Annotated in this window: 12 protein-coding genes and 1 pseudogene; 4 read left to right on the forward strand and 9 right to left on the reverse strand. The window is 44.8% G+C overall.

The annotated features are described in order from the left end of the window. Window positions 1-14: 14 nt before the first annotated feature. The 5 genes and pseudogenes from B9N89_RS20830 to B9N89_RS20845 form a co-directional block, all read right to left on the reverse strand. Entirely contained in the window at window positions 15-590 is a 576-nt protein-coding gene (locus B9N89_RS20830) for a hypothetical protein (protein ID WP_132322477.1), read from the reverse strand. A gap of 752 nt (window positions 591-1342) precedes the next feature. Continuing rightward, the gene (locus B9N89_RS20835) at window positions 1343-2428 is read right to left on the reverse strand and encodes a hypothetical protein (protein WP_132322475.1); all 1086 of its coding nucleotides are present in this window, start codon (window positions 2426-2428) and stop codon (window positions 1343-1345) included. A 193-nt stretch (window positions 2429-2621) separates the two neighbouring features. Continuing rightward, window positions 2622-2717 (reverse strand): annotated as a pseudogene (locus tag B9N89_RS32460) (hypothetical protein); the annotation flags it as partial. A gap of 277 nt (window positions 2718-2994) precedes the next feature. Further along, the gene (locus B9N89_RS20840; RefSeq protein WP_327355769.1) at window positions 2995-3633 is read right to left on the reverse strand and encodes a transglycosylase domain-containing protein; all 639 of its coding nucleotides are present in this window, start codon (window positions 3631-3633) and stop codon (window positions 2995-2997) included. 177 nt (window positions 3634-3810) lie between these two features. Next, window positions 3811-4098: a hypothetical protein gene (locus B9N89_RS20845; RefSeq protein WP_132322471.1), complete on the reverse strand. Its 288-nt coding sequence runs from the start codon at window positions 4096-4098 to the stop codon at window positions 3811-3813. A 955-nt stretch (window positions 4099-5053) separates the two neighbouring features. Between B9N89_RS20845 and B9N89_RS20850 the strand changes: the two genes are divergently transcribed. Together B9N89_RS20850 and B9N89_RS31925 are read left to right on the forward strand one after the other, a co-directional pair. Then, window positions 5054-6508 carry a hypothetical protein gene (locus B9N89_RS20850; RefSeq protein WP_132322469.1) on the forward strand — a complete coding sequence of 485 codons (1455 nt, stop codon included), beginning with the start codon at window positions 5054-5056 and terminating at the stop codon, window positions 6506-6508. Then, window positions 6490-6630: a hypothetical protein gene (locus B9N89_RS31925; RefSeq protein ID WP_234996137.1), complete on the forward strand. Its 141-nt coding sequence runs from the start codon at window positions 6490-6492 to the stop codon at window positions 6628-6630. The genes B9N89_RS20850 and B9N89_RS31925 overlap by 19 nt, the downstream gene beginning before the upstream one ends. Window positions 6631-6636: 6 nt before the next feature. Here B9N89_RS31925 and B9N89_RS20855 read toward each other — a convergent pair whose 3' ends face one another. Genes B9N89_RS20855 through B9N89_RS20865 form a run of 3 tightly spaced genes read right to left on the reverse strand, consistent with a single transcriptional unit; the run spans window position 6637 to window position 9004 of the window. After that, on the reverse strand, window positions 6637-7542 hold the full coding sequence (locus B9N89_RS20855) for a peptidase associated/transthyretin-like domain-containing protein (protein ID WP_132322467.1): 906 nt from the start codon (window positions 7540-7542) through the stop codon (window positions 6637-6639). A gap of 50 nt (window positions 7543-7592) precedes the next feature. Then, window positions 7593-8261, reverse strand: coding sequence for a tRNA (adenine(22)-N(1))-methyltransferase TrmK (locus tag B9N89_RS20860; RefSeq protein WP_159455528.1), 669 nt, complete (start codon window positions 8259-8261; stop codon window positions 7593-7595). Between the two features lie 2 nt (window positions 8262-8263). Beyond that, window positions 8264-9004 (reverse strand): SDR family oxidoreductase, encoded by a 741-nt coding sequence (locus B9N89_RS20865; protein WP_132322487.1) that lies wholly within the window; start codon window positions 9002-9004, stop codon window positions 8264-8266. Window positions 9005-9342: 338 nt separating this feature from the next. On the opposite strand from B9N89_RS20865, the gene B9N89_RS20870 reads away from it, so the two are divergent. After that, window positions 9343-9564, forward strand: coding sequence for a hypothetical protein (locus B9N89_RS20870; RefSeq protein WP_132322463.1), 222 nt, complete (start codon window positions 9343-9345; stop codon window positions 9562-9564). 264 nt (window positions 9565-9828) lie between these two features. Further along, on the forward strand, window positions 9829-10764 hold the full coding sequence (locus tag B9N89_RS20875; protein WP_132322461.1) for a small ribosomal subunit Rsm22 family protein: 936 nt from the start codon (window positions 9829-9831) through the stop codon (window positions 10762-10764). Between the two features lie 132 nt (window positions 10765-10896). Here B9N89_RS20875 and B9N89_RS20880 read toward each other — a convergent pair whose 3' ends face one another. Beyond that, entirely contained in the window at window positions 10897-13041 is a 2145-nt protein-coding gene (locus B9N89_RS20880; RefSeq protein WP_132322459.1) for an aminotransferase class V-fold PLP-dependent enzyme, read from the reverse strand. Window positions 13042-13137 lie beyond the last annotated feature (96 nt).

Below are 13137 nucleotides of genomic sequence, written 5' to 3' on the forward strand. Positions count from 1 at the left end.
GAAAACATTCAGCATTAGGCTATCTTAGCCCCATGCAATTTGAAATAAACTGCGCTGTTCAGTAAACATTTGTCCGCATTTTTTGGGGAATTCCAATCTCTAAGGATTACTTCACTTTCACTTATTGAAAAAGGGATCGGAGGTGCTTTTAGCTTCAAGTCTTCGAGTTTAACATAAGATCGCTCTCTTCTTTCATTAGATTCTTCAGTTAATGGAACTCTACCTTCAAGACTTTCAAGTTCCACTCCAGGAGCTAAAATAACTTGGCCGTTTGGAGATCTGATGGAGCCGTCTCTAAGAAAAAGAATCGAATTTGATCTTTGTGCCCAGCCAGCAAGATGATCAAGGTTTGATTCAGATATCTCAAATGCTAGGCAATGTTTCACCTTATGTAGGTGATCGAGTACAGAAAAAGCTTGTCGAGTCATAGTACCGTCCGCCTGTTGCTGAACATATCCCATGAAACCTTCCAGGTGGTTTTGTAGTTCGGCGCTACCATGCTCCATTTTTCCAGTAAGTTTGTGGGGGAAGTCGATTTCGACTGGCTCGACTAAGCTAGAGTACGCGGAGATCTGAATAGTCTGACTCATTGGGAACATCCTTTTTTAGTGGTTCAAAGGTCGTCTCTGTAGGACTCAAGAATTCTGAAAATGTTGCGTTTAACCCAGGTTCTAGGCCAAGTATAGGCAATCACTGGATACCGCAGCTATCTAACCAAAAACCATACCTGACATGGTATCTCGATTATTCTATCCATTTTGACGATCAGTAGTGGGTTTGTCTTGGCGGAATATGTCAGGGTTAAGTCTCTCGCTGGTAAAAGCGAAAAACAGGTCAATAATACTACCTCACTAGAACAAGGTTTATCATATCTTTGTCAAAGCTCTTGCGACCTGGTTTTTTCTAAGCTTTTGAAGTGAAAAGCTGGCTATATTTTCTTTTGACTAGAGACCTATGAAATTTTAAAATTGTTGCAGGCTTAACAACGATTCCAAGCTTGGCTAAGCGCTTTTTGGGTATAAAGAAAGCAGTAAAAGCTAGAAGAACTCTATCAATTGTCTTTAGTGGAGGAGATTTCTGGCGTTTCCTCGAAACAACGATCAGCTACTGCCTTAGTGCTAGGTTCTCGGCCACAAGCTTTTTGGATCCTCCAGGAGTCAAAAGGATGAAGTATGCCCTGATCGTAGCTAAGATTATGGTCAAAAAATCTCTCATGATTATAAGATAAGGTCAAAAATGGACCTGATAAGGCCCAAATTTAAGTGTTTGAAATCGTTATTACTTCTTTTTCTGACTAGGGTTTTGAGTAGCCACACCTCTGGACTAGCCAGAGGCGGACTCACTAGTCTAGTTCAAAGTAATTGATAGTGTTTCTATCTGTAGGTGCTTGGCCGGTTTTCGAATCTAGTTTTTTCCAATCACCATCTTGAGCAGTGTTGGAGCCATATAGAGTCCATTCATCAAGTGAACTCCGATCGCCTCCACCCAAACCGTAGGATGAAATTGATACTTTTCGTCCTAGATCGAATACAGCTGCGGCGCCATCTCTAGCTTCATTCCAAGTAACGCAGAAGAATGATGAAGTTCTTCCATCCAAAGCTCTATCTATATTTGCCTGTGATCTTGTGGACTCATATTGAGCATTGATAACCTCGAGTGTCGTTGATGAATCCTTTTGATCTACACCATTTTTGTCAAGGAAAAGTAGTTCTGAGAAACACTTGCTCGCGAAATAAGGTGGAGCATCTGTTAGATCAAGTTTATAGTATCTATAAGAAGGTGCATCTTCATACTTAAATGGGTGGTATTTCTTTGGTAAATACTCTTTTGAAGCACTAGTGAAGGTATTACCCCATGAGTATGCATTGTTTAGCGAAGCAACACCAAAGCCTAGGTCGTTGGTATTTAATGGATTGAGATGAGAATATTCATGTACGAATAGAGTGCTTAGACCTCTAGCTGCTCTTTCATCATCCAGGTCTAGAGCACGATCACAAACAAAGACAGTCGAGTCTGCGCTATTTCCACCTGCAACATAAGCTTGTACTCCAACTTTTGAACATGAGCCTTCAGTATTGCTTTGACATTCGAAGTTACGGGTATGTCCGATCATTTTCTCATAGCCACTTCTCACCTCTTCGCCAGTAGCGTTGGCACCAAAATGATCATGAACTAAATCAATCCGCGCTGGATCACTTGCTACGATGCTTAGGCCGACCATAAGTCGTTCAGCTGACATGGCTCCTCGCCTAATGAATTTTTCCTGCTGTGCCGAACACCCCTCGATGGTTCCTATCTTACCGTCAATGTTACTATTGAGATTTAGGTCTGTTGAGGAGCTTAAATCGCTTATCCCTGCGTCTCCACATGAAACCACTAGTAGGTGTCCAGACAAAAAGAGTGCGGAACCAATTTTTTTATTCATCATATTATACCCCTGATTCTTAGGATTAAAGATTGTCGCTTTTGGAAAGAACCTTCCAGAGACAGGGACTAGCATAGGTGGGGGTGAAATAATTTTGTTCAAAAAAATTAGATTTTGCTGCCTGCAGGCAACACTGGGATATTTCAAACTTTATGTCTGGGCCATAGCACAGACAGTAAACCTATATGCCGAATCTTCAATTCGTCTGACTCCATACTTCGGCGTCAAGGGTCACATCCACAACGAAGCATTCATCTGCTATTCCAATCTGATTGCTGATAACCACATGGAAAGTGCCTGCATTTTACATCACGACAGGCAGCGCTTTCTTTTACTTTTTTGATGAGCGTTCGCCGCTGAGATTTTCAAATGACTCATTGCAAAGACGACCCTAGAATTGGGTGCGAGCCGAAGATTGTTTTGGTGCATAAAGTAGGTGATCATAGCCTTCGAAAGGAAACACCGATTGAGGTTACAATTCAGATGAAGGGTGGATAGAACGAAGCGACTCAACTTTCAGCTGGTTCTAAGAATGGGTCAGCCTCGGTTTTAAATTAAACACAATTGAGTTAACTCTTGCTGCCAGCAATATGACAATCCAAATAAGAAACATCTAACCACCCATTAGGAGTACACTCTCCCGAAATTATTTTTTTAACACGCCTAAGACGCTGCTGATGACGTTCAGGATTGCGTTTAGGATGGTAATAATTTGGAGAGATAAGAACTGAGACTAAACCTATAAATTCCTCATCTGTCAGAGCATTGAGTGGTTTCTCAAAATATGCCTCGGCAGCTTCAGAAAAACCCTTGATCTGTCTACCTTTATATGAACCCATATACGAATTCGAAGAAAAATAGTTTAGTTGGTGTTTCTTTGGCAGTTTGTTATCCAATACAATTGCCATAACATCTCGCCCTAAATCAATTTTCTTACAGCACTCAAACACATACCTATAAAAGGATTGCATACTAGCATTGATACCAGTCAGATTTTTGGAAGATAGAAAAAGATCGCGTGCTATTGATGAAGTTATCGTGGTTAATCCCTGCCCATTAGAGATATCGACCCCAAAGTGTTCGTAAAATCTTGGATCTTCAATCTTAAGCAATAGCTCTTCCTGCTTTGTATCTAGTACAGCTACGTTTTGCCTGTTGTCGAGCTCGGCTAGAATATGTGAAGTAACATTATTGGCCCAAATTCCCACGACTGCTAAGTACGTTAGCAAGCACAAGAATATTACTAGAAAATAGCGAACACATTTCAGCAAAACTACCAACAAATACCTCCTAGGCTGAAATCTTCCAATATTGAGCTCAAAAGGAGGGTACGGCCAGGAATAGAAAAGAAGAAGTTCCTCTCCCCCCCCTAATGTAGAATTGATCTAGTAGCAGTATTCGCGAATACCAGTGAGTCGGCCATTACAGTATTCATAGCAGTAAACTGTAATATTACTACAGGTACTAAAAGCGTCGTCGTTCTCTTCTTCGCAAACTACTGAGTCTGGGCATTGTTGAGGAGAAGTATCTTGGTAAAATTTGTCAATCTCTTCAATCATAAATTCTTCCAATGAAAGTGAATGATCTTTCGAAGATTCACTTCCAAAAATACTAACTCCAAATACCAGTAAGCTTGTCATAAGAACGGATTTAAACATACTTGTCTTGGTCATAATCGATATTCCTTTCGATTGTTCTTTTTGGGGCTCAATTGTGAGCCATTTTCACTTCTAGATACGTTGATTTTCTGATTATGTTGCATTTATTTCGATAAATTCTTCATACTTTCTGATGTTACATTCAACATATGTAGATATACTATCGTTACAAGCAGAGTCGATGAGAATGTATAGTTACTACTTATATTTGACCTTTAGCGGGGATCTCGTTCTCCTGCCCCTTGGTCATATCAATCGACTGTCATCAAAGTGACGAAGTCGAATGCACTCAATGGGCTTAGGTCTCGAATAGTCATCTTTGGGGTTTAAAGCAGTAGTTTTTTTAAAAGTCTGAATCTTCAAGTCCCATCATCTTCAAAACAGCTAGACCAAAGGTCTAGCAGACAATCTCGTCACTCTTTTTTTGGAGCGCACTGACAGCGCATCGAAACACTATTAATGCTCACCGGCAACCAAAAATCTTTCTTAAGAAAGCCAGCACATCCTCCTATGTATGCTGGACAACTTTCATAAGCACATATTGCCCTAACCATTGTGCGTGAAGCAAGATCGGTTTGGCATCGTACTCCTGCCTTAGGTAGCTCGCATAAATGTTTCTTCCAGTCTGATGCATCGCACTTTGAAAAGGCAAAGAGAGTTGAACTTGAGGCCGTCAGCTTGTAGCAGAGTAGTGCTAAAGTACGTATCATCGTAACGATCCTTTCTTCGTTTTGTTTTTAGCATCGCGACCAATATAGACTTTCCTGCCGCTATATTGACAGTAGCAGGTTGCGCATACAGTCACTGAAGCGGTGTTGATAAGGCATGTACCCTTATCTTGTGGGGCGAGTGTAGAGGTGATATGCACTCTTTTTTTGTTTTTTCAGTCTGAAAGATCGTTCTTTTTGCAATATAGATTGATGTACAGGTACTAATAGATAAGCTGAACACAATAACATTCGGAGACTTAATGAGACGATGTAAAGCGGCAGCCCTCGTGAGCGTTTTAACTCTCGGGCAAGCATGTGATAGAGAGGAAAAAGTGGTGGAAGTACCAGTCGAGGTCGAGCCTCAGCCTTGGTACCTAGCCGGGGACTTACAAAGAAACTTCTACGGTGAGGCTGATGAGCTACCTATAGTCGGCTCTAATTGTTTTTACTCAGATCGCTTTCACGGCATTAGTGCTGTGGGTAGCGGCCAGGAAGAGCATTATGTTGAAGAAGTAAGCTACGATCTGCAGTTGCAAACCAGAACTCTATCTTCTATCGAAACCTTCAGCTCTGAAATGATTTCACTAAGTGAATCTCTTACCCTATGCGATGAAGTATATCCTGAGCGGAGTAGGGAATACGTTGGTTTAAAGGTAGCTAAAGAAGTCAGCCAAGCTAGACTATGGTACGAGAGCAATAGCAATGAAGAGATTAAGAACGTTATACTTGAAGTCCTTCCTCTAGTAAAAGTGGATCGCTATGAACGCCATTCCGACGAAGCAAAGGACTTTGTGTTAGAAGACGACCCAGATGCGCAAGTAGGAGCTCAGTACCGGAAGTCTGATATGGTGTATAATGCTTTCTATCGAAGCAACTATGAGGGTGATCCGACAATTGCGTTTCTACCTCATCACACGGCCAAGTCTATAAACGATAATGTACCAACGCCAATGTGGGAAATGCCTTTTGTTGCGAGACATGAGTACGGCCATCATGTTTTTAGCGCCCACATGTTTGAAAAACTTCAGGATAAAAATCTGGGATACTTCGAATATTTAGAAAGAAATCCCTTCCTTCATACCACTCACGCCATCCGAAGGGCTAATCCGCAAGCTTTAAGGGACACTAGATTAGAAAGTAGTCTGATCATTGGCGCACTTAACGAAGGCTTTTCTGATCTTTTCTCGTACTACAGTAGCAATCAGACTCTTCCAGGTATTGAGAATGCCCCATGTATGACTATGACGCGAGATCCTGCTAGTCCATCAATGCCGGGTGCTATTAAAAGCAAGAAGTGGACAAAGGAATTCTTAGACTACCTGTTTAATGTCGAGTCAGATGTAGAGTATGACTTCACACATGACTGTGGTGAGTTTTATTTAGGTTCACCTCACTCTCTCGGAGCTGTAATTGCACATACTGTAGATCAATTGCTAAGCACTTCGAACAGAGTCAAAAATAGTGCTAACCCATCTGCAGAGAAGACGAAACTCTCTCTTGCTTGGCTAGACCAGCTCAACCAGAGCCTCGATTTTTCTGTTCAGGGCCCTAAATTGGTACTCTCGGAAATTTTAAGTGGAGCAGCATTGTTAGCTACGGAAAGTGCAGAACCTTCAGTAGCGACTTGCCAAGTAATCAGAGAGTCTTTCTCAGGTTGGAAGGATGTTTGGAACAAGCAGGAAAGTAGCCTAAAAGCTTGCTTTCTGGAAAACTGAGCTTCCGAAGGCCAGTGTCTGTGCTTGGCTACGTGGAACACAAGTTTGCTGCTGATAAGCAGGCGATTCAGGTTGCCGCTAGCGCTCAATTCAAAGCCGTAAAAGGTCGGCCTGAGCGCTAAAACAACCTAGAGACCGAGTGCAGGATCTTCAACAACAAATGTTTCGCTAAACACCGCGCTAAGATTGGTTTCATCCTGCGAGTACTGAACGTAAAGCGTCTTCTCACCAAAATCTGAAAACGAGTACCAGATGGTGGTAATCAAGTCTTGCCAGGCGGCATCGCTGAAGTCACCAGTTTCGGAAACCCGAACCTTATTAGCATTGGCTGGTGGAGTGAGGACGACCGCTATGGATTCAGGAGTCGAGAGTTTGGCTGGTATAAAGCCCGTACCCTCGGCGTCGTTGAGAAGCATCGTATCAAGTGTCTGAGTTCCCGCTTGGCTCAGGTTTAGAATGTGGATCTTACCAATGCGATAGCCATCGGCTTGATATAGCAGTTGGTGAATTCCTAGGGGAACATCCGCAATAGCAAAGGCGCCGCTGGCATCAGCTTCCGCCTGAAAGTGCGTCCCCGGAATAGACACCAGGATAGCGCCTTCTTGCTGGCCGCCGAGTCTCTCCACTGAGCCGCTAATGGTGGTTGTTCCTTGCAGCGCTTGGGGACGAATCCGAGCCCCGCCGCCTGAGGAAATCTGAATACCATTGATTCTTGAGCCTATCGACAGGCCTTCAGCGTCTTGAGAAGTCACAATAAGATCATACCGGCCTGCTTCCACCAATGGAATAACAAACTCAGAGCTTTCCCCGAGCCGTTGCAAAGCATAGGTTTCTTGGAAGCCAACGAGATAGCCCGAAAGTGTGTCTAGCCGCGTGCTATCATCGAAACTTACCGTAAGGCTTGGTTCGCGCTCTTCTGCATCGGCCTCTTGATCGACGTTGAGCTGCGTTGGTGTCTCATTGTTCTGTGGCTCTCCTGCTTTTGAGCAGGCTAAGGCCGATATAAGTGCTAATAGAGTAATAATTCTAATCATTTTGTCTTCCCCTCCCAGTCCCTTACGTATCGGAAAAAAAGTGGGGAATCTTAAACCATATCGCTGGGCTGGCACTCTTGCCGACGCTCTCGACATAAGCTTAGGATATTAGGTGGAATGTTGCGGACCACTTCTAAGTGCTGCTCTAGTTGAGTGAAAAATTGATAACGACTCTCCAGACTATCACATTCAAAGGCCCCGATGGGGGCAAGCGGCTTACCTTGGGATTCCAAGACCACCACCTCACGAAATCGGCCTTGCTCCAGGCAAAGGTTTTCATCTACCATTCGCCAACCCAGGGTATCGAGCTTTATTCGCAGCTCCACGCTTCGCTTTTGGATGCCCAAAATTAAGCGAATACCTGCCTTGTCTTGAATGCTTTGGCAGATATCTGCGATCAAATGATTGCCAACTCCAGCCGCTATAATTTGACAAGGGCTACGGAAAGGAATGCGCCGGGCATCACCCACATGAAACCGACAGAGTTTAATAAGGCTTGGATGGTCTATTTCTATGCCGCGACGCAGTCGCTCGATGATGACTGGCTCGCGATCGTTGAAGGTGACCTGGTGTCCTTTTAAGGCCGCGGCTAGTCCTATCTGGCCATGATCACAGCAAAGATCGTAGACTTGGTTGATGTCCGGCTTGAATTTACCAATAATGGTTGGAATTCTCTGAATCTTCGAGTCCTCGTGGTAACTTGGGTGGCTAGCACTCACGTCTAGAGCGGCAAGCGTTTGAAAATGAATTCGGGGATAAGGCGAATGACTGTCATGATCAGTAGCCAAAAACGTGGTGTGTATAAAACGCTTTGGCCTTTTTTCATAGCTCTATAAATATCCGAACCAACCTGCTCAGGGCTAGCGAATAAGGCATTTTTATCAACTTCACTGGTCATGGGAGTATCAACGAAGCCAGGCTTGATTGTGAGTACACTTACCCCTGCCTTGCTTAGCCTTTGGCGCAGACCAGAAAGATAGGTACTTAAGGCTGCCTTGGCACTTCCGTAAATGTAATTGCTTTTGCGCCCCCGGTCTCCTGCGACCGAGGAAATGACAGCGATTTGGCCCATACCATCAGCTTCCATGTGGTTTGCGATGGGAGTCAGAATAGAGATACAGCTCAATAGATTGGTCCGAAACTCCATTTCCGCCGTGTGGTAATCTTTCTCAGACAGTTCTTGGGACCCTAGGCTGCCATGCCCCATGATCACTCGATGAATTGTTCCGAGTTGGGTCCTTGCGGCCTGCCATAACCCATCGTGACCAGAAAAGTCATTGAGATCAGCGACCAAAGTCTCAACCCGCTGGGCACCTCTGGTTTGTAGATCCTGAGCTACAGATTTTAAACGCCCACTATTGCGAGCAACCAGAACAAAGCTGCAGCCTTCCTTAGCAAAATGCCGCATAACTGCCTGGACGATGGCGGAGCTTGCGCCGTAAACAAGAATATTTTCTGACATACTGTACCTTCGCTTCATCTACTATAAGAGGGGCATCACACGGGGTATCGGTTACTTTCCGTAAACATCAATAGAATCGAAGGCTTTCTCTCCCGGAAATTCGGCTTTCTGGTTTAGTCTGCTTGGGGGAGTTCCCACCACGTAAGGGTCTAAATTCTAAACGATTTTCCGGTAAAAGTTATTGTCCCCCACAAAAAACTGACAAGGAAATTAGCCCGTTAGCTTGAGAAACTATTACTTTTTCGCTTCTGTTAAAAGCAAAGAATCAAAAGACCGTTTAATTATGTATCAAAGCAATGAATAGAGACTGACAATTGATGATGTTGGGAGTTGACGTAATGGTACTTAATTTTCAGGACTTTAAGAAACGAAAAGCAGAAAAACAAAGCTATCGAGATTCTTTGGTGAATAAGATCGTCGATCATTACTCCGAGGAAAATCTTGAAAAAGACAATAGTTTCTACTTAGAGCATGTTAGGACTGGATTTCCGATCCATGTCTTAGAAGGTATCTTAGAAAGACTCGAAGAAAACGCTCTTGTAAATTCTCACGCTCGATAAGAACTTTTGGAATATGACTTGTGTTCATGCGATTTGTTGCAATCGATATTGCTTCTGCTTCTTAAACTGCCTGCATGTGATGTTTCTATGTTCCAAATTGATCCGTGGCTGAGCCTGTGATGTTGATGTTGTTTCTATACCTGAAGCTGGCTCCAGTTATAACTTTGCCTATTTAAGCCTAGACCTTTGGTTTAGGTTTTTTTTTGCTCCCGAGAGTGCCTGCAGTATGCTAGCGTTCGCTGCGACTGCCAGAAAGGAGGAGCCATGGTCGAGATTAATTGGCAAAGCTTACGGGATCTTAGGGGGAAGTATGTGTCTCAGGCGGACTCCATCCGCGATTACTGGGCCGATGATCAGATTTTGTCTGACTACCATGAGACGTTGGGGCAGAGAATTCTTTGGAAGTGGCACAGTGTCTTGAAGCTCCTTCAGAAGGAACACGGCAAGCTATTTCGAGGTCCTCTTAGAGTGAAAGACTTTGGCTGTGGGACAGGTGTTGCTAGCCTTGCATTCCTCGAAATATTCGGTACTGATGCTGTCGCGAGCCTTAAGTTATTCGATCGAAGTCCTCGCGCTATGAGTTTTGCCCGGCGGACGATCCAAATGTCATATCCGAATGTAAGTTTGGATAAAGCTCTGGGAAGTCCTGAAGATGTCGATATTCTTCTGGTATCTCATGTTCTAACAGAAATGACGGAGAGTCACCTTAAGGAGCTTCTGCTTGGAATACGCCGCGCAAAATATGTCATTTGGGTAGAGGCTGGAACTCATCCTGTTAGTGATCGCCTGGTTCGTGCCCGTGACTTGCTCTGTGATCAGTTCAAAGTCTTGGCTCCGTGTTTGCATCAGAAGCCTTGTGGGATGACAACGGAGGAAAACTCCTCTCATTGGTGCCACTTCTTTGCTGATGTTCCCCAACAGGTGCATCACTCCGCTTTTTGGAGAGAGTTTGCAAAGCAGCTTAAAGTTGATCTCCGGTCCCTTCCTCTGAGCTACGTGGTGCTTGCTGCTCATGACGTTTGCACTTTAGGTGATGATATCGATCAGAAGAGGATCATCGGACGCGTTCGTGAGTATAAGGGCTACTGCCGCGCGCTATTATGTGATGAGGCTGGCGTTTATGAAGCATCGATCCAAAAGAGGAATGACAAGAAGCGATTCAAGGAACTATGCCGAGGTGGCTTCTGTCTATCCCTATAAGGCCACCTTGATAAGTGCGACCCATATGCAGATAGACGCATAAGCCAATAAAAGATAGTCTGTCAGTTCCAAAGCCCAGGCCTCCTAGTTAGAGGCCAGAACCTACCCTGGCTGGGCTAGGGGATCAAGGCTTTAGCGAGGAGTGCACGGAAGGCAAGGGGTTTCCTCTTCAAGCCGCGCCAAATTGATTTTGGGGTGGGTTTTGCCTTTTGGCACATAGAAGAAGTCAACCCCAGGATCGACCTCGGAAAAATCTTCATAGCGATGCAGGTTCTTCTCTGGGATGAAAATCAGTTGATCAAGAGTGTCGATGATCGTTTTTTGACACTCTTCTGGATTCTTTCCTGGGGGGGTGATCAAGGGACATAGAGCCTTGGCCAAATCGACGCTGAACTCATAGGACTCTTTACCAAAGTCTTCGAGGAAGTCTTTGAGGATGGGCAAGGTTTCCGTGGTTAACCGATCAAAATCGGCACCACGACTTAAATGTTCGCCGCGGTCGATCACGATATTGGCGATTTTACCACTGGTCATCAGCAAAAATTCCTGCCACTGCTGCTCAAAGGCCATCATCAGCCCGTTTTCATCGTTAAGCCGCGGCAGCTGGGAGCTATCATCTCGATACGTAAGAGCATCTTCCAAGCGTAGCTGAGGCTCACTGTCGGCAACACGGTCGTGAAGCCATTCGCCAGTGTAAGGGTCGAAAGAGTAGTGATCCATAAACAACGGTCCGAAGAACGCAACCCCATTGAGGGCTCGGAATACGTAGCGGACCTCTTCTTCACTAAGGGTGTAGTGCATCCCAATTCTAGTCCAGCCGGGTTTAAATCCATTGAGAACATTAAGGATCATCTGAACATACTTATCAGATAATTCCTTAGGAATTTTAAGCAATTCGTGACCGAAGGGCCCCGCACAGGCACAGCCCGATCGGGCTTGAATCCCAAAAACATCGTTGAGAAGGGCTGCAACGAAGGTGTGGTGAAGCATCCTATCCCCGTGTTTTACGAGAAACGAAAAGATGGGGTAGCGCAGTTTTGGATCGGGGTTGCCAAGAATTTGTATCTTTGGATGTTCACCCATGAAATCGAGCATTCTGGTGGTGTAATCAAGGTCGATTGTCTGAATTTGGTCGACGCCCACCCAGTCCTTCAATTGGAAAGATAAGGCAGCCTGCCAAACTTGGCGAATAGCAGGGGTTCCGGGGTACTCACGATCTTCAATCCGCTCGTGGAAATAATACTCCCATGGAGTCACTGCGGTAACAGTTCCACCACCGCCGAACGATGGGTTGGTGCTAGTGTCATAAATATGATTTTTACCTACTAAGAACCCAAGGTTGCTTCCTCCAAGGTTCTTATGCATCGATAAGTAGAGGGCATCGATCCCGTCTCGCTCCATGTTGATATCTGCATAAGGGCCAGAGGCCGCATAATCCACGAAGAACATGGCCTGATGGCGCTTAAGAATGTCGCCAATGATTTTAAGATCGAAAGACATACCGGTGACGTTCGAAGCCGCGGAGAAGGACCCTACTTTGATATGGTCGGGATACTTTTTAAGCTGGTTTTCTAAATCATCCAGGTCGACTTTATTCACCGAAGGGCCATCGCTGATGGCTTTGATCCTCACAAAGTGACAAAGGGAAGCGTCTTGCCAAGTAACGTCGTTAGAATGGTGCTCGGTAGGGCCAACAAACACGACAAACTTTTTAGCTAGCTCTTTTTTTACGTCGCAGCCTAGGGTTTCATTCAGAGTCTTTTGCCCTTTTGGGGATAAATATAGACCAAGAATCTTTTGAATTCGTTCTACAGCTCCCGTAGCTCCGTAGCCACACGGAATGACGAAGCTGTCTTGCCCACCATTAACATGGCGTCTGATGTATTCAATCCCCTGGTGAAAGCGGATGGTTGAGTTCTTACCTGTGGCCGAGGTCTCTGTGTGGGTATTGGCATAGGTGCGTAGGCAATCGATCATGTAGTCTTCAATAAATCGCAGGCCCTGGGCAGACGCAGTATAGTCTAAGTGGACTAGGGTCTTGTAGTGACTTCCTCGTATGCCAGGGTGGATGTCCTGCCAAAAGTCTGGGACTGGGATCAAGGTGAAGCGGCCCAGCTTTTCACTACGAAGAAAGGCTAGCTTTTCTTCCAAGCTCCAGTGACGGTGTTCTTTGCCTGGGGATAATTCGAACTGGACGCGATGCCAAGTTCGAATAAGCTTACGAACTCCTTGAAGAGAAGGCTCATTTGCCGAGGCTTCTAAAAATAACTGAGTCATACGGGTGTCCTTTTCCAGTACTTTCGATCTGCCCTACATCCGTGTAATATGCCTCAGTTCTAGGGATATTTCACTCATAGTTGCAAAGGTATTACG

Origin of the sequence: Pseudobacteriovorax antillogorgiicola (assembly GCF_900177345.1) — a bacterium.
Classification (GTDB): Bacteria; Bdellovibrionota_B; Oligoflexia; order Oligoflexales; family Oligoflexaceae; genus Pseudobacteriovorax; species Pseudobacteriovorax antillogorgiicola.